Here is a 19,826-nt window from a genome sequence, read left to right on the forward strand (position 1 = left end):
CTACTTCCTGTTCCTATATAGTAATAGTCGTTTTTAACTTTCTATTCCCATACAGGTATACTAGATTTCTTTGTTACTTCCTCGATGATTGCTTTTACTTCATCGGTCTGATAATATCGAACGACCGTTTGGTAAACGTCATTGTCTGCTTCGTCTGCTCGCGCAGCGATCACATTATAATAAGGCTTGGAGGAATCAGCCACAGGTTCTAAGAAAATCGCATCTTCTGTAGGAACCAAACCAGCATCGACGGCCATGCCATTATTGATCAAAGAAATGTCGACATCGGTCATTGCCCGAGCAGTTTGATTGGAGTCAAGTAGCTCAAATTTCAGGGCTTTGGGATTGTCAATGACATCACTGGTTGTTGGCAGTAAACCTTTTGATTCATCCAAAGTGATCAAACCGGCGGTCTGTAAGAGTAATAGTGCACGGCTCTCATTTGAGACATCATTGGGTAAAGCCACCGTAGCACCATCTGCCAATTCGTTGACATCGGTGATTTTATCGGAATAAATACCAAGTGGGTTTAATGTCGTATAGGCAATCGTCGTGTTGGAATAACCACTTTCTTCGTTGACATTGTCCATAAAAATCTCCGTCAATGCTGCGTGAAGGTCAATTGAGCCATCCTCAAGCGCCACGATTGGCTGACGATAATCGGTGAATTTCACCAATTGCAAGTCGATATTTTCGTTTTCCTTCAATTCTTCCTGCACATGTTCCCAGGCTTCGTTTTGCTCACCCACGACACCCAATTTGACAACGGTGGCTTCCTCATCTGCTTGACTGCTGCCGCAAGCGGCGAAGCTGAACAATGCCAGCAATCCAAGAGCCCCTGTTGCCAATCCCTTTACTACGTTTCTTTTCATCCCTTTTTCCCCTTTTGTTCCCTCCTCAGATCAATCGTCCCGTTTTCTTGACGTATTGCTCAACTAGACCAATTTCACCTCTGTTTCTCAAAACAAATTGTTTTTTCAAAGGAGAAATGGCAAATGCCTGTTGCCGTCAACTGAAAACATCGGACTCACTATTCATATGTAGTGTAACTTTATCCTATACAACTAAAACTGTCAATAAAATTACTCTACAAAAGTAAGTTTTTAACTAGCTGATCTGTGGTCGGGTTATTTGAATATCTTCAGTGCATTTTCTAAGTCATCGATCAAATCTTTACTACTTTCGATCCCAATGGAGATCCGTAAAAGATCCGGCGTCAACCCATAAGATTCTCGTACCTCTTGAGGAATATCCGCGTGGGTCTGTGTCGTTGGATACGTGATGAGACTTTCCACACCACCTAGGCTTTCCGCAAAGGTAAAGACCTGTAATGCTGCTAAAAAGCCGCTGATTTTGGTTTCATCAAGCACCCGAATACTGATCATCGCGCCGGCATTCGGGTACAGCACCTCTTTGATCGCCGGATGGGCTCGTAAAAAACGGCCGACTTCCTTGGCGTTGGCTTCCTGTCGTTCAAAGCGCAACGGCAGCGTCTTTAAACTTCGGATAAATAACCACGTATCAAAGCTGCTCAAAGTCGGGCCTGAAGTATTGGCTAAATAATTCAAACGCTCCCCTACTTGCGCATCTTTGGCGATCACGACACCAGCCAAAATATCATTGTGACCAGATAAGAATTTGGTGCCTGAATGGATCACTAGATCCGCGCCTTCTTCTAATGGCAACTGCCGTAACGGCGTCAAAAAGGTATTATCCACGATCAATAGTGCCCCATGATCGTGAGCAAGCTTGGCGGTTTCAGCAATATCCGTCACGGTCATCAAAGGATTCGTTGGGGTCTCTAAAAAGACAGCCGTTACCTCGTCAGTTAATTTTTCACTTAATTCTGTTACAGTACTGAAGGTATCGAAGAATGCCCGTTGGCTTTTTTCCAATTCCGCAAAATAGCGAAAGCTGCCGCCATACAAATCACGAGAAACCAAAAAGCGACTCCCGCTGGTAAATAAGTCAAAAATCAAAGCGATCGCACTCATGCCAGAGCTGGTCACTACTGCCCGAGCTCCTTTTTCTAATTCGGCAAGACCCGCTTCTAAAATATCCCGGGTCGGATTTTTGGTCCGAGTATAATCATAGCCGGTACTTTGCCCCAATTCAGGATGTGCAAAGGTCGTGGAAAGATAAATTGGCGGACTGATCGCCCCGGTTTGCTGATCCGAATGATTGCCTAATTGGGCCAGAAAAGTTGCTGTATCAATGGTCATGTCGTTCCTCCTTTTTGATTGCCTCGATCAAACGATCAAGGGCTTTTTGAATGATCGTTGGTGTTGTCGCAAGATTCAGACGAATCATGCCCTGACCGTCTTTGGCGAACCATTCCCCATAATCGACTGCGAGACCGGCAGTATCTTGGACCACCTGCTTGGTTCGTTCTTTGGCGATGACTTGCCTCAGATCGACCCAGAGAAGATAGGTTCCTTCTAATGGCAGGAGCTCAATTTTGGGAAATGCTTCTTGCAGTTGCTGGCGGACCATTTGTTCATTGGCAGCAATCACCAAAAGCAGGTCATCTAGCCATTGATCCCCCGATTCATACGCGGCTTTCGCAGCCACCAATCCCAAACGATTGACTTCCGTCTGCTTGTATTGTCGGCACCAAGCCTGATAGGCTCTGCGCATCTCTAAATCAGGAATCCAAACATGAGAGAGTAACAATCCTGCTAAGTTGAAGGTTTTTGAGGGCGAATCCAGAACGATCAGCTTCTCAAAGCCGAACCCCTGTGCCACTGTCACGGCTGAAACAAATTGCTGCTCACCGAGTATCAGTTCACGATGGATCTCGTCGGCGATCACGACAACCTCATGTTTTTGGCAAATGGCCAATAACTGATGCAATTCTTTCTCTTGCCAGACCCGCCCTACTGGATTGTGGGGGGAGCAGAGAATAAATAGTTTCACTTTTTCTTCAATGATTTTGGCTTCAAAAGCAGCAAAATCGATTTGATAGGAATTCTTCACCTTTTGCAAGGGTGCTTCTATCAAGCGCCTTTTCGTCTCTTTGATGCTGTCAAAAAAGGGATAATAGACGGGCGGCTGGATCAAGATGCCATCGTCAGGTTCTGTGAAACAATGAAGCAAATCAACCAAAGATTGGACGACCCCTGTGGAAAACGAGAGCCATTTTTCTTCGAATTTCGTCCCCCAGTGGCGATCTTGCCAAGCTTGATAGGCTAAAAAATAGCCTGAGGGGGGAATCGCATAGCCAAAGGTTCCTTGAGCAACCAGTTGCTGCAAGGCTTCTTCCACTGCCTTTGGCGCCGCAAAATCCATATCAGCTACCCATAAAGGCAAAAGCTTTTCTCCTTGGAACCGTTGATCCACAAGATCCCATTTTAAAGAATTGGTGCCTTTTCGCTGCCTGGCATAGTGGGAGAGAAAATGCTCAATCGTCATTGATACTCACCCGACCTTCTGGCTCACTGCCAATTCGGTAACCTTCTTTCGTTGGCATGACGGACAGGTCATACGGCGTTCGCAAATAGGTTTCATTGATCCAATTGCTGAAAAACAAAGAGGCATGTCCCCGCCAACGGTTGGTGATTTTTCCCCCTAAGCGGTCATAAGCAAAGTAATTTTTGGGCAACGCGGTATCTAAGCCCCGTTCCATGTCTCGCAAGTACTCTTCATTCAAGGTCGCTGAATGGTATTCAAAATGTCCTAGCAAGAAGGCATTTTTATGATCTTCTGATACGAAGATGGAAGGCCCTGTTTCAACGCCCGCTGCCAATATTTCTAAAGGCGCTTGGGCCAGCTGGACATCATCGATGCCAGTATAGCGCGAATGCGGTGTATAAAAGACGTCGTCAAAGCCCCGAACCAGTGGATGAAAATGCGTGACTGTTTGTTCGAAGACACCGAACAATTTGCTTTGGTACAACACTTTGTCGATACCGTAATGGTAATAAAGCCCCGCTTGTGCCCCCCAGCAAATATGTAGGACTGAAGTGCAATTCGTCTGACTCCAATCCATGATTTTTTGTAGTTCTTGCCAATAGTCAATGGCTTCGAATGCCATTTTTTCAACTGGGGCTCCGGTGATGATCAAGCCATCGAATCGTTGCGGCTGGATCACTGAAAATTCTTGATAAAACTTTTCCATGTGATCGACAGAGGTGTTTTTGCTTTCGTGGTATTTCATTTTTAGTAAAGTCACCTCAATTTGCAGTGGACTTTGGGAAAGTAAACGCAACAACTGATTTTCTGTAGCGATCTTTTTCGGCATCAAATTGACGATCGCGATTTTCAAGGGACGGATCTCTTGCTTCGCCGCTTTATGCTGCAGTAAGGCAAAGACATTTTCTTTTTGCAGGACCGCTGCAGCGGGTAATTCTTTGGGAATAATGATTGGCATTGCTTCAACCCCTTACAGATAAATTTCTTGTTGAAGAGAAAGCGAACAGTTTCGGCTGTGAAAAACAAAAAAAGCCGCCCTTTTATCCTTATGGATAAAAGGGACGACTTGATGCGCGTTACCACCCTAATTCGTGCTATTCTCACAAATAACACCTCAACAGTACACTATGATACTTGGCGCTGTAACGGGCGCATGCCGTTTTGCTGGCGTGAACCAACAAAAAAACTCAGAGCTCATCTTCACTGATCACCGCATGTCTCCTTTTTCACCAACCGGAGTCTCTGTACCTTTGTTGATCTGCTACTCTTCTCTTCAACGTTATCGAAATCTTTGTTTAATTTTAAAAAATTATAATTGTTTTTTCATTTACTGTCAACGGCAAGTTGAGACTTTTTCTTAGATTTCTTCTAAATATAAGTATTGCTGACCCATTTTTTCATAGATCGCTGCTAAGTCTTCTTTGCTGACTTCGCGATCCTTATGCCCATAAGGGTCGTTGACATACATCGTATCACCATCGATGCCAGTGATCACTACCGAATGGATCAATGCAGTCACAAGGATTTCGCCATTTTGGGTATTCCATTGAAAGAAATCAGCATCGGTAGGTACTTGTAATTCTAACGTCGCGATCATCCAAACTGGTTTCCCAGATTGCAGGACTTTGACGATCTCATCAAAACTTTTGTCTCGTCCACTAACGACTTCATATTGCTCTTTTACAATACTTTCGGCGACATCAGTGATCGGTTCTACGTCAACACCCATCGCGCTATCGCCGCCATAGATGTTTCCAACAAAGCCTTCTCGCGGATCTCCATGGTGATTAAAATCCTCATAAAGTGGGACATACACTAATTCTTCTGCCAATTGATTTTTATTGGTATCAAATCCGTAAAAATTCAAGAGCATCGATAAAGCCGTTACTTCACAACCATTTCCTAACGTAACTTCATCGAATTGATTTTCTAACGGAACATCCAATTGAATAACGTCACTGTATTCAGGCTCTGGTGTTTGTTCTTCATCCGAAAGTGCTAGTGTCAATTCATCCTCTATCTTTTCAAAGGGGGACTGCCCATTCTTACTGTCATAAAAAATCAGCAGAAAGAAGAGCATCAAGACGAACATACCTAAAAGTAACCGTTTTAACTTTTTCTTCTTCATCTACTTCCTCCTCTTTTATATTATAACTTATTTCTGTTTATTATTTCACTATAATAAACGTTTTAAGAAGGAGTATTTTCTTAATCTGAATACAAAAAAATAGACCCGTTTACGCAGCGGGTCTATTCAAACTGGCGCTTATGCCGCTTTCTTCTGTTTCTGAATAAAGCGTCCTTTTGCTTTTGAAAACGAACGAATATCAAATTGTTTGCTTAAGGCACCTGCAACAAAATAAGCCAAATTGAAATCGATCAAGCTATGGATCAAGCCACCGATCCCCATCAAAACGAACAAGAAATAGTAGAAATTGCCATCGAATGCTGTCCCTGGTACATTTCCTGTGAAGTAAAAGGCGGCAACGACTGCCATTTCAACGGCAGAATGAATCAGTCCGATAATCAAGTTAAAGCTCTGAAATTTGATATTCAATAAAGAGGGTTTGCCATCTTTCAGTAAAATATCTGGGTGCTTCTGTAAATAAAAGGCACCGATGACTGCAAAAACAACATGGGACAATGCCCGTAATGCAATGATTGGTGGTAGTGTTAAGAAAAAGCCAAAGGTCGTTCCTAAAGCTACAGCGATCGCCATCGCTGGTGAAAAGAACATCGCCACAAATACGGGAACATGGCTAGCTAAGGTAAAAGATGCAGGTCCGATGACGATTTTGGGCATTACCATGGGAATGACGATCCCCATGCCGATTAACAATGCAGCGATCGTTAAATGGCGGATGGAATGATTTTTCATTTATACTCTCTCCTTAAATGTGTCATGACAGTTCTGTCTTGCTTATTCTACTGGTATTTCCACAAGGTGTCAAGACACAAAAAAACGAATGTTTATTCAACATCCGTTTTTATAGAAGTTATCCTTTGCGCGCTTGCATTTCATTGCTTAATTTGGCAAATTCCGCTAACGACAGCGTTTCTCCACGACGTTTCGGATCGATCCCACTTGCTTCTAAACTGTCTGCCAACCACTGTTTGGTTTCTTCATCTTTTCCATAGCTATTTTGCAAATTGTTCCAAAGGGTTTTACGACGCAACTGAAAGGCTGCTTTCGTTAATTTAAAGAACTCTTTTTCATCGGTGACTGCGACCGCTGGTTGTGGACGGCGCGTCAATTTCAAAATAGCCGAATCAACATTCGGTTGGGGTACAAAAACGGTTTTCGGGACGATGAATGCCAGTTTTGCTTCCATGTAGTATTGCACAGCGATCGACAACGAGCCATAGGCTTTGGTCCCGGGAACTGCTGAGATTCGATCAGCCACTTCTTTTTGCATCATCACGACCATTTCATCTACTGGTACCTGAGACTCTAAAAAGTGCATCATGATAGGCGTAGTAATATAATAAGGCAGATTTGCGACAACTTTTAATGAAGCAGCCGTATCGCTGAATTCTGACCGAATGGTCGTTGATAGGTCTGCTTGCAAGACATCTTGATGAATGATCTTTACGTTTGCGTAAGGCTGCATCGTATCAGCTAATACAGGGATCAACCGATCATCGATTTCAAACGCCAACACTTGCTTGGCGTGTTTTGCCAACTGTTCGGTCAGCGCACCGATTCCAGGTCCAACCTCAATGACGTTTGTCGTTTCGTCGATGCCTGCTGTTTCTACGATTTTCCGTAAAATATTCGGTTCTGTTAAGAAGTTTTGTCCTAAACTTTTTTTAAAGGTAAAGCCATGTTTCGCTAAAATCTCTTTGGTTCTTGAGGGGGTTGCTATATCCCGTTCTTCCTTCACAATTCTTCCTCCACTGTTTTCATAGCTTCTGCCAACTCTGCATCGGTGATACGAAACATTGCCAGCCGCTTCTCTAATTGTTTGCCGTTCGTATAGCCGATGCGTAAAAGATCTCCTAGCCGCTCTCGTTTCTCTTTTGCTCCAGCGCCTGCGATCAAGCCATACGCTAATAACTGTTGGCGATCAATGGTTCCTTCACTGACTTCATTTGAAGCAATCGGGGTTACGACTTTTCGCAAGGCTTCTTTCAATGCTTCATGGCTGGCGTGTTCCACGCCCAAACTGCCTTTGCTTTTCGGTGCTGCCTGACTGCGCGGTAAAAAGGCATGCTTGGCATCCGGAACCACTTCCATAATGATTTTGCGGATCTTTTCTCCCGAAAAATCGGGATCGGTAAACACGATGACCCCTCGTGTTTCTTGGGCATGCTCGATTTGATCAAGGATCGTATCATCGATCGCTGAACCGATCGTTTCGATCGTATCTACTTCGAACACTTCTTGCAATCGACGGGTGTCGTCTTTGCCTTCGACGACAATGATTTCTTCGATTTTCGGTTTATCAGTCATTGATCCTAAACAAGCGGTGGGCATTTTTTGTCGTGTAGGCCGCAACATCAGCGACCGCTTCTTGCCGCAGCTCCGCGATTTTATCCACCACATAATGGGTATAGCCGGGTTCATTGCGTTTGCCGCGATAAGGAACAGGGGCTAAATACGGCGCGTCAGTCTCAACGAGTAGCCGATCTTGTGGTACGACTAGTGCAGCTTCTTGTACCTCCGTGGCCTTTTTGAAGGTCACGACACCACTAAAGGAAATGTACATTCCTAGATCCAAGAACTTTTTCGCCCATTCTCCGTCTCCACTAAAGCTGTGCATAATACCACCGATTGTTTGGACTTTTTCATCCTTTAAGATCGCATAGGTATCTTCTAAGGCTTCACGGGTATGAATACTGATGGGCAGCTGATGTTCACGAGCGATTGCCATTTGCCGACGAAAGACCTTTTCTTGAACTTCTTTCGGATCTTCCATCCAATGGTAGTCTAAACCGATTTCACCTAAGGCAACGACTTTTGGTCGTTCCAAGCGCTCTTGCAAATAGGTTTCTACGTGTGGGGTATAAGAACCAGCTTCGGTGGGATGCCAACCGATAATGCTGTAAATGCCAGGATATTCTTTGCTTAATGCTAACGATTTTTCAATCGTTGGCTGATCGAAACCGACGACCGCCATCTCCGTTACTCCTAGTTCATGCGCACGGGCGACGGTTTCGGGAATGTCTTCGTTAAACTGTTCTGCATTCAAATGTGTATGAGAATCAAAAATCATGAAATCTCCTCCTTAGTCCTTCTATACTCTAGCATATTTTGACGGTTTAAGAAACGAATCCTCTCCGCTTTTTTCAGCAGTTTAAGAAAACTTTCAGCAAGCAAAAAAAATCCGCCCAAAGTTGGAGGACGCCGAAGCTTATTTTCTCTATACTGAGGGTAACGAAATCGTATGGAGGTGGAAATATGGAACGATCAAAAATTGATCCCGGCCGCTTTTTTTCTGGCCAAAAAGCAGCAACTAAAGGCACGTTAAAAAATCAATATCACTACTATCGGCAGCAAAATGCCCATCAAGCATTCAATAGCGATTTTCAGCGAAATTTCCAGCAAGATTTCCCCAATTTTGCTACATGGCTAAAACTGCAGCAGCAGACGCCACAAAAGAATCAAACAGCGACTTTTTCTCACTGGTTATTGGTTGGTTTCTTCGGACTTTTGACGGCAGCAAGTTTTTCGCAACAGCTCTTATTCCTACTTTTTGTCTTTGTCATAGCTGCTCTCGTCAAAGGCCCAGGCATGATCTTATGGGGCATCGTTTATTCCTTCTTAGTTAGTCTGTTTCCTCCATTGGGTATCGTTCTTTCTGGCTTGTTTTTCTTACTGACCTTGCGTCAATTAACCAAAAATGTCACTTTCGTTTTGACTGCATTGTACTTTTACGGCTATCCGTTTGTCATCACAGCCCTCCAGCACTTCACGAATTGGGACCCGCAATGGCTGTGGGTCGGGAGTATCGGTTTTGCCTTGATCAGTGGCCATTTTGTCTTACAGCAAAACTATCCCTTTGCTTCAAGTAAAAGTCTCGCATGGGCGATCATCTCTGTCCCTTATGATTGTGTCATGGCTTTGATCCCTGTCAAACACAAGGCACGCTTCAAACGATTGGTGAAAATCAAATAATTGCGATCTAGGATACAAAAGATAGGCTGTTGCAGCTTCTTTTGTATCTTTTTTAATGGAAAAATCAAGCGAAATACGATGGATATTTTTTGTTATTTTTGCTTCCGTATGATTGCTTTTTTTGTAAGAATCTACTATGCTAGAAACTAGCAAATCAAAAAAGGAGCCACGCCATGTACACCCTCATTCTTATTGCATTCCTCCTTACGGGCTTGCTAGTTTACTCCTTTATTATTGAACCGCATCTTCTCAAACAACGGCATTATCTCATAAAAAAAGACAAGCGCACCGTCTTAGATATTTCAAAAGCTTATGACCTTTACCAAGCAGAAAGCAATATCGTGATTGCCCATATCAGTGATCTCCATTTTTCTCGTTGGTTTAAACCAAGACGAATGAATCGCATCATTCGATCAACGATCCAAAACAAGCCGGATCTGATCATCATCACGGGGGATCTGATCGATAATTATAAAAAATGGCCGCATCGTTCAACCAAGCGACTGATCGAAAAGCTGAAAAAATTGCAAGCGCCTCTGGGTAAGATCGCAGTTATGGGGAACCATGACCATTTGAATGACGGTCATTACTTTGTTAAGGAAATATACCAGCATGCAGGGTTTACCTTACTTGATAATGAGTCGGTTTTTGGTTCTGATGACAAGACGTCGATGAATATTGTCGGTATCGATATAGAAAGTCCGAAAGTCAGTTTTACCTATGAAGCAACCTTAGCAGAATGGCAGCTGCTTTTGCTCCATGAACCCGATTATGTTTCTCGGATCACCAATCTGCCAAACTACGACTTGATTCTTTCTGGCCATAGCCATGGCGGGCAGATTCGCTTGCCTTTTTATTATGCGAAAACAAAGGGCGCGTTGAAATATACCGATGGGCTCTACCTTTTAGGAAATGAGACCTTATTGAGTGTTTCCAGTGGGGTCGGTATGACCAAGATTCCCGCCCGACTCGGCGTCCCGCCAGAGATCCTTTATTACCATTTAGAACCGCAACAGCAATTGAACGTTTCTTAACTGTTCATCGTTGTAATTGGGAAAAAATCAGCAAATCGTTTCAGCAAACGTTCGATTCGCTGATTTTCTTTTTGCTCCTATCGTGTTAAAATATACCAAATAAATACTTTTAAACAATTAGGAGGAACCAAAAAATGGTCATCTCAGGAACACTCTGGTTTTTGATCGCCTTCTTTGCTTATACAGCCTATGTTTACGGTCAGGGGTTGTACTTTCCTGTCATCGCATTTCTTGCTGCCTTGATGGGCTGCGGATTTTATCTCTTTGCTTTTCTCCAGCACAAAAATACGACGAAAAAACATCCTTAGCCAGAACGAGCTAAGGATGTTTTTGTATTATTGATTCAAGCCTTGATAAATCGTCTCGAGATTCCACTTCATCATGTTATAGTAGCTGTCGCCTTCTTCTCCCGGTTCTGCAATCGAATCGGTAAAGACGGTTCCGAAAATCGGAATGCCCGCATCACGAGAAACACTTTGCATTGGACGAGTATTGACGCTGCTTTCGACAAACAAGGAAGCGACGGCTGAGTTTTGCAGCTGATCCACTAAGTTTTTGATTTGCGCAGGGGTACCTTCTTCTTCGGTATTGATTTCCCAAATATAGGCAGACGGTACACCATAGGCTTTAGAGAAGTATTTGAAGGCTCCCTCACTGGTGACGATCAATTTCTTCTCTTCAGGAATCGATTGGAAGTTTTCCTTCGCTTGCTGATCCAGTTCTTCTAATGAAGCCAAGTAGCGTTCAAGGTTTTCTTCATAGAAAGAGCGATTGTCAGGGTCCTTTTCACTCAGGCGTTGAGCGATGTTACGGGCATAGATCATGCCGTTTTCTAGATTTAACCATGCATGAGGATCGGCTTTGCTGTGGTCTTCATCATCAGATAAATAAAGCACATCCACGCCATCACTGACGGCAAAGTAATCTTCATTTTCTACCTTATTGGCATTGTTCATCAATTTGGTAAACCAGCCATTGCCGCCAGTTTCTAGATTCAAGCCGTTGTAAAGGATAAGATCAGCATCGGTCGCTTTTCGAACATCTTCCACTAAAGGTTCATATTCATGGGGATCACGCCCCACTGGTACGATACTGTGAAGATCGATTCGATCACCGGCAATGTTTTCCGTAATATCAGCAATGATCGAATTGGTCGCTACTACTGAAAGTTTCCCTTCTGTTTGGGCCATCTGTCCGTTTTGCTGTGCCAAAAAGAAGCCACCGGCTACAGCTGCCGTTGCTAAAACCGCTGTCGCTGACCAGCGCTTGACTGGACTGGTCTTTTGTTTTGGTGAGAACAAGAAACCGATCACGAAAAAGGCTCCTGCGGTCAAAACGATACTTGATCCTGCGGCAATATTAAAGCTGTACCCGATAAACAAGCCGATAAATGAGGCGAGACCACCTAAAACCCCTGCGATGATCATCATATGCTTCAATTGTTTTGTATATAAATAAGCCGTTGCTGCTGGAGTGACTAATAAAGCCACGATCAAGATCGTTCCGACGCTTTGCATCGCTGTCACTGAAACCAAAGTTAATAAGAACATCAATAAGTAGTGATAGGCTTGCACTTTCATCCCAAAGGCCTTTGCCATCATCGGATCAAAAGAAGTGATCAGCAGTGGACGGAAGAAGAGGATGATCACTGCCAGCACAAGGATAGCGATAGCGATCGTCAGCCATTTGTCGCTATCTTGCACCGCTAGCACATTCCCAAACAAAATGTGAAACAAATCAGTCGAACTGTTTGCTACCCCAATTAAGATAACCCCTAAAGCTAGAAACGAACTAAAGGTGATACCGATCGCCGTATCGCTTTTGATCAGGCTGTTATTGGCGATATAGGTAATGATCATGGAGGCTAAAATCCCAAAGAAGATTGCCCCGACAAAAAAGTGAACGCCGAAGATATAAGACAAGGCTACCCCTGGTAAGACCGCATGAGAGATTGCATCCCCCATCAAGGACATCCCTCGTAAGATGATAAAACAACCAATCACCCCTGCGACGATCCCGATCGCGACTGCCGTGATCAAGGCATTTTGCAAGAAATGATAGTTACTTAAACTCGTAAAAAAGCTTGTCAACATGTTAAACGCCTCCTTTCACGATGATCGCATCACCAAATGTTTGCTTCAAATTGCTTTCGGTAAAGACTTCACTGACTGGGCCCGCAGCGATCAGGGTTTGATTGAGCAGAACCAAGGAATCAAAGTATTCGGTGATTTTTCCCAGATCATGGTGAACGATAAAAATCGTCTTGCCAGCATCTCGCAAGTTACGTAACAGCCCGACGATGATCGCTTCACTGGTGGCATCGATCCCTACAAAGGGCTCATCGAGGAAAATATAGTTGGCATCTTGCACCAACGTTCGAGCAATCAAGACCCGCTGAAACTGCCCACCGGACAATTCCCCAATCTGACGTTCCGCAAAGGATTCCATTTCTACCGCTGCCAGAGCGGCTGTCACTTTCTGCCAATCGTTGGCCGACATCCTTTGGAACATGCGCATTTTAGGATACAAGCCTAAAGATACGACTTCTTTGACTGTGATCGGAAACGTGTAATCAACCGCGGTCTTTTGTTCGACATAGGCAATTTCCTTTTGGAAGTCTTTTAACGCTTTTTTGTCGACACTCATGTCCCCACTGGAAGGGATCAACTTCAACGCCGCTTTGATCAGCGTCGACTTCCCTGCCCCATTTGGACCGATGATCCCTACGATCGCCGGTTTCTCTACTTGAAACGACAAATCCGCGATCACTTGATGATTGCCATCATAGGCTGCAGATATTTCTGAAAAAGTAATCATTATTTTCACTCCATTTCCATAGTTAAGGATAGTTTATTTATTTTTTAGGTAGACCTAACTTATTTTTATTATACAAGAAAGGATTGGTTTTGCAAGACAGTTCTCTTGATTTTTTTAAGAAACACCGCAATTTCTTGGCAATGGTTCTTGAAACCCAAGATTCTATCTCTATTTATTGAATAAAAATTGGCGACCACAAATACTGATTTCACTAATTTCTTTCTATCTTTTGATCGCAAAGCGGTTGATTTATTTTCAATAAAAGAGATCGTTCCTCGGCACCTCAGTGACGTACTTTTTTTCAATAACAGAAAAGAGACCAATCAAATCTCATTTCATACTCCCTTCATGATTAATACCAAACAAATCATAGAATCAGTAATTCTTCTATTTCCACAAATTCACGAATCTACTCTTTTTTATGATGACCAAGAAACCCTTCCACCTCGACTAAAACGCTTTATAAATTAAACTTTTCTAATTATTATGTGATTTTTCGAACAAAACCTAAAAATAACATGACAACTATGTTAGTCTTTGATTTGGAAAAAGTTTTAGGAGGAATAAAAACAATGAAGAAAATTTTCCAAACACTATTAGTCCTAACCTCGTTAGCAACTTTGAGTGCTTGTGGCGCTGATTCACAAACAAGCAGCAGCACAAGTACTGGTTCATCTGCTAATGAAGAAACAGATGCAACTTCAGCTGCATCTGGTCAAGAATACACAGACCCTAGCGAACTTGCAGACAGCTACGATGTCGTGATCGTCGGTGCGGGTGGCGCTGGAATGGCCGCTGCGATCCAAGCAAAGGAAGCTGGCGCAAACCCAGTTATTTTAGAAAAAATGCCAATTTCTGGTGGGAATACATTGAAATCTTCTGCAGGAATGAACGCTTCAGAAACCAAATTCCAAGAAGCAGAAGGCATCGAAGATTCAAATGATCTATTCTATGAAGAAACATTAGCTGGCGGTCACAACACCAATGATGAAGAATTGTTGCGCTACTTTGTAGATCATTCAGCAGAAGCGATCGATTGGTTAGATTCAATGGGTATCACCTTAGACAACTTAACAACCACTGGCGGGATGAGTGAAAAAAGAACGCACCGTCCATCTGATGGTTCCGCGGTTGGGGAATACTTAGTTGATGGCTTGATGCGCAACATCCATGAATTGGAAATCCCAATTTTTGTGAATGCCGATGTCAAAGAAATCAATGAAGAAGATGGTCAAGTCAACGGGGTGACCGTTGAAGTAGAAGGAACCGAACAAACCATTGATGCCAAAGCAGTTGTCGTTACAACAGGCGGTTTCGGTGCCAATTTCGACATGATCACCGAGTACAAACCAGAATTGGCAGACTACGTGACAACGAACCAAGAGGGTTCGACTGGTGATGGAATCAAAATGATCGAAGCATTAGGCGGACAAACGGTTGATTTAGAACAAATCCAAATTCACCCAACAGTGGATCAGTCTAAATCACTGTTGATCACTGAAGCTGTCCGTGGAGAAGGCGCGATCTTGGTCAATCAAGAAAGCGAACGGTTCTTCAATGAAATGGAAACACGAGACAAAGTCTCTGAAGCGATTATTGCCCTACCTGAAAAATCGGCAACGTTAGTTTTTGATGCAGGTGTCAAAGAACGCGTAACAGCCATTGATTTTTACGAGCAACAAGGGTTAGTCAAATCCGCTGACACGATCGAAGAATTGGCAAAAGAATTGGACATGCCAGAAGCAGCGCTTGCTGAAACGATCGCTACCTGGAACAGCAGTGTGGCTGCTGGTGAAGACGAAGCCTTTGGACGCAGCACAGCAATGGACAACGATTTGTCAACAGGACCTTACTATGCCATCGCCATTGCTCCTGGTATCCACCACACGATGGGCGGCGTGAAGATCAACACGAACACAGAAGTGATCGCTACGGATAACGAGATCATTCCAGGTCTCTTTGCAGCCGGAGAAGTAACTGGTGGGTTGCATGGTGAAAACCGAATTGGCGGAAATGCAGTTGCCGATATCATCATCTTCGGACGCCAAGCAGGAACAAAAGCTGCCGAATTTGCGCAAGAAAATTAAACCATTCTCTATAAAAAAGAAGTACTAACGCTTTTCATCAGCGTTAATACTTCTTTTTTCTCATATAATTGACACAATAGTTTTTATTGATTTGGTGCTGTCACTTTGATGATCTGCACCTCATAAGGCACCAACTGAAGAAGTTGGCTTGTCGTTTTTCCAGTAAGCAAATCGATTCCTGAAGTTGCTACCTCTACTTCTTGATTTTCTTCGGAAAAATTCATCACAAAATAATAGGTGGTCGGAGCGAGCTGCTCTTGCTGACTTTCTCTACTTTGAATCGACACGTTCGTTGAACCTTGGCGGACCCACTCATTTTGTAAGCGAAGCTGTTGTGTTACTTCTTGATAGAAGTCTTCCAAAAAGGCTTGATCCGTCCGTCCCCCGAGATAGTAGGCACTTCCTTCACCATAATCATTTACGGTCACTGCAGCTTGACCTTGATAAAAATCTGCACCGTACACCCCTAACGTTTGGGCGGTGTTTGTTTGGACAATACTACAATAATCATGAATTTGGTACTGCTTCTCCTTCATTAAAAGCAGATTTTTTTGTTTCGGATATAACGTATCGATTTCTTTCACAGACACACCAAACAGTTCTTCTAACTCTTGGGGCCAGCCCCCTAAATAGGTCAAGTCCGTTTCATTCACGATCCCCGTCAAATAAGTGGAAACCAGTGTCCCGCCATTTTTCGTATACTGTTGAAATTTTTTCATAGTTTCTTTTGGTAAGAGGTAAAGCATCGGAGCGATGATCAATTGGTAAGCATCAAAGTCATGGTCTTTCGTGATGACATCAACCGCGATGTCATGATCCCAAAAATAGCGATAATGCTCTTGCAACGTTTGTGGGTAGCGTTTGCTCTCCAAACCAAAACCTTGCGCATCATTGAGCGCCCAATTGTTATCCCAATCATAGATGATCGCCACTTTGGCTTTTTTGTGCAATCCTTTGATTTCTTTGATTTCTTCTAAGGCTTTCCCCACTTCTGCTACATCTTGAAAAACACGATTTTGCTCGTCGCTGTCATGGTCCACGACGGCCCCATGGAACTTCTCAGACGAGCCTCGAGATTTCCGCCATTGGAAATAAAGATTACTGTCTGAACCGTGAGCAATAAATTGCATAGAAGACAAAAGATGCATCCCGGGACGTTTCGTGCGATTGACTGGATGCCAATTCACACCACTAGGGGTTGATTCCATGATCAAAAATGGTTGCTTTTTCAAGCTACGATATTGATCATTGATAAACCCAACCTTACTTGCCAAATCAGCTGTCGTTCCCCAATCATTATGCCAAGCAGGATAACAGTCCCAACTAATGACATCCACATGCTGGGCAAATTTTCCATAATCAAGACTATAAAAGGGAATCAAATCACGGGTATCTGCCATGAAATTCGTTGTGATCGGCACATCTGGAGACAAACGACGAATGTCTTTGATCTCATGTTCATAGAAATCAATAGTCTGATCGGTTACAAAACGATGCCAGTCTAGATTTAGTCCATGAACTTGCATTTCGCCGATTGGTGAAGGAGATTCGATTTGCGACCAATCGGTGATGGTATGGCTCCAGAACGGTCCCCACCAGGCCTCATTCAAGGCTGCTAGCGTTTGGTACTTCTGCTTGACCCACTGACGAAAGTTTTCTTGGCAAATAGGACAATGACAATCTCCAGAATACTCATTGGAAATATGCCACATCAATAGTGCTGGGTGATCGTGGTAGCGTTCAGCTAATTTCCGATTGATGATCGCCACTTTCTCACGATAGATTGGCGAAGAAAAGCAGTGATTGTGTCGCCCACCGTGTAACATTTTTTCCCGTTTTTCATTGGTCCGTAAAACTTCAGGGTATGCTTTAGACAACCAGGCAGGACGCGCGCCGCTTGGCGTCGCTAAAATGACGTTACTGTTTCGTTCGGCGAGCTGATCCATGATTTTGTCTAACCATTCAAATTGAAACACCCCTTCTGCTGGCTCTAAGGCACTCCAAGCAAAAATACCAAGGGAAAATGTATTAGCATGAGCTTTTTCCATTAGTTCTAAATCTTTGGCTAAGATCTCGGGATAATTTAGCCACTGGTCAGGATTATAATCCCCACCATGTAAAAAGCGTTCTTCTAAGTTATATCTTGTCATCTTCTCTTCCTATCCTTTTGTGCCGCCAGCGGTCAAACCGGTGACAAAATGTTTTTGTAATGCAATAAAGACGAGCGCGATCGGAATACTGATCAAAATGGCCCCTGCCGCAAAAGTCGTATAGCTGGCACCCATTTTATCCGTGACTAATTTGTATAACCCGATGGGTAATGTATAGTACTCAGGATTACGTAAAATCACTGAAGACAGGGCAAAGTCTCCCAGTGGTCCGGTGAAACCATTCATGGCAACCACTGCGAGCATTGGTCGAGATAATGGAATCAAAATTTGCCAGAATATTCGCGTATTGCTTGCACCATCTATCTTGGCACTCTCGTCTAAATCTAACGGAATCGAGTCAAAATATCCTTTCAATAAGTACGTGTTCATGGGAATCTGACCCCCAACGTAAATCAAGATCAGCAACCAATGACTATTGATCAAGCCGAGCATTTGCGCCAGTACAAAAATTGCGATCAAGGCAGAGAACTGCGGGATCATTTGTAGTAGTAAGAACAGCATCAATCCATTTTTACGGCCTGTAAAACGAAACCGTGAAAAGGAATAAGCCGTCATGGAGACAAAGATCAGTGACAGGAACATAGTGCATACACTGATTTTCAATGAATTCAAATACCATTGACTATAATATAGCGAGTTGTCACCAGCAAACAATTTCGTGTAGTGACTTAATGTCGGACTCGTCGGAATCAGACTCGTACTTATTAAACTGTTCCCAGGATTAAAACTAGCACCGATCGTCCATAGTAAAGGGTAGACGATCACCACTACCGTAAAAATCAGTACAAGATATGTCAAGGATAGGCGGACAAATTTTTGTTTTTTCATACTTGCTGCCTTCATGTTATCCAACCTCCTTGAATGAATTTGTTCGGCGGAATTGCCATAAAGCAATCGCGATCACGACGATCGATAAGAGAATCGTCAATGCTGCTGCTAGTGCATATTGACTATTTTGCATCGTGAGCTTATAGATCCATGAAACCAAAATATCGGTACCACCAGCGGTCGAACCAGGAACTGCCGGTCCGCCAGAATTAAACAGATAAATGATATTGAAATTGTTGAAGTTAAACGTATATTGCGTAATCAAAATTGGTGCCATTGCATAAAGCAGTAATGGCAATGTGATTCGTCGGAATTTTTGCATAGCTGAAGCACCATCGATGGTCGCCGCCTCATACAAATCATCAGGAATGGATTGCAGCGTCCCTGTAGTCACGATAAAAATATACGGAAAGCCTAGCCAGCCTTGAATCAGTAACAAAGCTAAACGGGTCCAATTCGCACTCGTTAGCCAAGGAATCGGTGAAATCTGGAAGAAATTCAAAATCGTATTATTGATCGCACCAAAGGAATCATTGAACATTCCTGAAAATACCAAGATCGTAACAAATCCCGGAACTGCCCATGGGAGGATCAAAATCGTTCGAAAGAACTTTTTGAATCGTAGTTCTTTTTGATGCACCAGCACCGCTAAAAATATTCCGATAGAAACTTGTAACGTTGAGGCGATCAAGGTCCAGATAACTGTCCAGCCTAGAACATTGAAGAAGGTACTACGCCAAATATCGACAGTAAAAATCTTCTTAAAGGTCTCTAATCCCACCCAATCTGCTAAATTGGCAGGTGCAGAATGATAGAGATCATAGTTCGTAAAAGCTAACGCGATACTAAAGAGAATCGGAAAAATAACAGAAAACACGAGTAAGAAAAATGCTGGGCTACTCATTAAATAAGGATAGCCTTCTCTTAATAGTGCCTGGTAGCTTTCACGGATAGAGTTGACTGGTAGCTCATTGTCTCTTAATTCGCCGTTTTTATAGGCATCACGGATGTTTAAATAATAGAACAACAGACCAAAACCGATGACGATCAAGGCAACTAATCCTTCTGCTAATAAAAAGATGGAATTGTCTCTCGGCACTTCCACGCCTAATGTCACGATGCCCCAAAGTCCCATATTAAATAAATCTTTAAAGACGACAAGATACATAGCAAAAAAGAAGAAAAATAAAGCGCCTTTGATTTTTTGCCGATTATAAAATTGACCGAATCCTGGTATTATCGAGAATAGCATTGCTCGTTTTGCATACGACTGCGTGTTTTTCACATTTTCGCCCCCTGTAAGAAAAAGCCGCTGACAAACGTTTCGTTCGGCATTACTTGATTCCTAGTACTGAATCAC

Annotated in this window: 18 protein-coding genes; 4 read left to right on the top strand and 14 right to left on the bottom strand. The window is 43.2% G+C overall.

Annotated elements, in window-relative coordinates:
• Positions 1–41: 41 nt before the first annotated feature.
• The 9 genes from IGI92_RS10970 to IGI92_RS11010 form a co-directional block, all read right to left on the bottom strand.
• A complete protein-coding gene (locus IGI92_RS10970; RefSeq protein ID WP_005234826.1) occupies positions 42–872 on the bottom strand; it encodes a MetQ/NlpA family ABC transporter substrate-binding protein in 831 nt (276 codons plus the stop codon).
• 255 nt (positions 873–1,127) lie between these two features.
• Positions 1,128–2,222, bottom strand: a complete 1,095-nt coding sequence (locus IGI92_RS10975; RefSeq protein WP_429969273.1) for an aminotransferase class I/II-fold pyridoxal phosphate-dependent enzyme — start codon at positions 2,220–2,222, stop codon at positions 1,128–1,130.
• Positions 2,212–3,411, bottom strand: a complete 1,200-nt coding sequence (locus IGI92_RS10980) for a MalY/PatB family protein (protein WP_429969274.1) — start codon at positions 3,409–3,411, stop codon at positions 2,212–2,214. Before IGI92_RS10980 ends, IGI92_RS10975 begins: the two co-directional genes overlap by 11 nt.
• The gene (locus tag IGI92_RS10985) at positions 3,401–4,369 is read right to left on the bottom strand and encodes a homoserine O-succinyltransferase (RefSeq protein ID WP_244732169.1); all 969 of its coding nucleotides are present in this window, start codon (positions 4,367–4,369) and stop codon (positions 3,401–3,403) included. The genes IGI92_RS10980 and IGI92_RS10985 overlap by 11 nt, the downstream gene beginning before the upstream one ends.
• A gap of 399 nt (positions 4,370–4,768) precedes the next feature.
• Entirely contained in the window at positions 4,769–5,539 is a 771-nt protein-coding gene (locus IGI92_RS10990; protein ID WP_016621560.1) for a C39 family peptidase, read from the bottom strand.
• 138 nt (positions 5,540–5,677) lie between these two features.
• The gene (locus IGI92_RS10995) at positions 5,678–6,289 is read right to left on the bottom strand and encodes a hypothetical protein (protein ID WP_042890476.1); all 612 of its coding nucleotides are present in this window, start codon (positions 6,287–6,289) and stop codon (positions 5,678–5,680) included.
• Positions 6,290–6,407: 118 nt separating this feature from the next.
• Complete coding sequence (rsmA, locus tag IGI92_RS11000; RefSeq protein ID WP_008378923.1) at positions 6,408–7,295, bottom strand: 16S rRNA (adenine(1518)-N(6)/adenine(1519)-N(6))-dimethyltransferase RsmA; 888 nt, start codon at positions 7,293–7,295, stop codon at positions 6,408–6,410.
• On the bottom strand, positions 7,292–7,864 hold the full coding sequence (gene rnmV, locus IGI92_RS11005; protein ID WP_005234813.1) for a ribonuclease M5: 573 nt from the start codon (positions 7,862–7,864) through the stop codon (positions 7,292–7,294). Before rnmV ends, rsmA begins: the two co-directional genes overlap by 4 nt.
• Positions 7,857–8,627 carry a TatD family hydrolase gene (locus tag IGI92_RS11010; RefSeq protein WP_016613564.1) on the bottom strand — a complete coding sequence of 257 codons (771 nt, stop codon included), beginning with the start codon at positions 8,625–8,627 and terminating at the stop codon, positions 7,857–7,859. Before IGI92_RS11010 ends, rnmV begins: the two co-directional genes overlap by 8 nt.
• 185 nt (positions 8,628–8,812) lie before the next feature.
• Here IGI92_RS11010 and IGI92_RS11015 point away from each other — a divergent pair, with 185 nt between their 5' ends.
• From IGI92_RS11015 to IGI92_RS11025, 3 genes are all read left to right on the top strand, one after another.
• Complete coding sequence (locus IGI92_RS11015; RefSeq protein WP_005234809.1) at positions 8,813–9,529, top strand: hypothetical protein; 717 nt, start codon at positions 8,813–8,815, stop codon at positions 9,527–9,529.
• A gap of 173 nt (positions 9,530–9,702) precedes the next feature.
• Positions 9,703–10,563 carry a metallophosphoesterase gene (locus tag IGI92_RS11020; protein WP_005234806.1) on the top strand — a complete coding sequence of 287 codons (861 nt, stop codon included), beginning with the start codon at positions 9,703–9,705 and terminating at the stop codon, positions 10,561–10,563.
• Between the two features lie 134 nt (positions 10,564–10,697).
• Entirely contained in the window at positions 10,698–10,871 is a 174-nt protein-coding gene (locus IGI92_RS11025) for a hypothetical protein (RefSeq protein ID WP_005234804.1), read from the top strand.
• A 27-nt stretch (positions 10,872–10,898) separates the two neighbouring features.
• Here the strand turns inward: IGI92_RS11025 and IGI92_RS11030 are convergent, their stop codons facing one another.
• Positions 10,899–12,656, bottom strand: a complete 1,758-nt coding sequence (locus IGI92_RS11030) for a metal ABC transporter permease subunit (protein ID WP_008378930.1) — start codon at positions 12,654–12,656, stop codon at positions 10,899–10,901.
• A gap of 1 nt (position 12,657) precedes the next feature.
• Positions 12,658–13,380 carry a metal ABC transporter ATP-binding protein gene (locus IGI92_RS11035; protein WP_430607032.1) on the bottom strand — a complete coding sequence of 241 codons (723 nt, stop codon included), beginning with the start codon at positions 13,378–13,380 and terminating at the stop codon, positions 12,658–12,660.
• A 572-nt stretch (positions 13,381–13,952) separates the two neighbouring features.
• Between IGI92_RS11035 and IGI92_RS11040 the strand changes: the two genes are divergently transcribed.
• Positions 13,953–15,467, top strand: coding sequence for a flavocytochrome c (locus IGI92_RS11040; RefSeq protein ID WP_430607034.1), 1,515 nt, complete (start codon positions 13,953–13,955; stop codon positions 15,465–15,467).
• Between the two features lie 83 nt (positions 15,468–15,550).
• On the opposite strand, the gene IGI92_RS11045 is transcribed toward IGI92_RS11040, so the two are convergent.
• Genes IGI92_RS11045 through IGI92_RS11055 form a run of 3 tightly spaced genes read right to left on the bottom strand, consistent with a single transcriptional unit; the run spans position 15,551 to position 19,718 of the window.
• On the bottom strand, positions 15,551–17,617 hold the full coding sequence (locus IGI92_RS11045; RefSeq protein ID WP_430607036.1) for a beta-galactosidase: 2,067 nt from the start codon (positions 17,615–17,617) through the stop codon (positions 15,551–15,553).
• Between the two features lie 9 nt (positions 17,618–17,626).
• Positions 17,627–18,481 (bottom strand): sugar ABC transporter permease, encoded by an 855-nt coding sequence (locus IGI92_RS11050; protein ID WP_008378938.1) that lies wholly within the window; start codon positions 18,479–18,481, stop codon positions 17,627–17,629.
• Between the two features lies 1 nt (position 18,482).
• Positions 18,483–19,718: a carbohydrate ABC transporter permease gene (locus tag IGI92_RS11055; protein WP_016613570.1), complete on the bottom strand. Its 1,236-nt coding sequence runs from the start codon at positions 19,716–19,718 to the stop codon at positions 18,483–18,485.
• Positions 19,719–19,826: the final 108 nt, after the last annotated feature.

It is taken from the genome of Enterococcus sp. DIV2379, from assembly GCF_050542965.1.
In the GTDB taxonomy this organism is placed as follows: domain Bacteria; phylum Bacillota; class Bacilli; order Lactobacillales; family Enterococcaceae; genus Enterococcus_D; species Enterococcus_D entomosocium.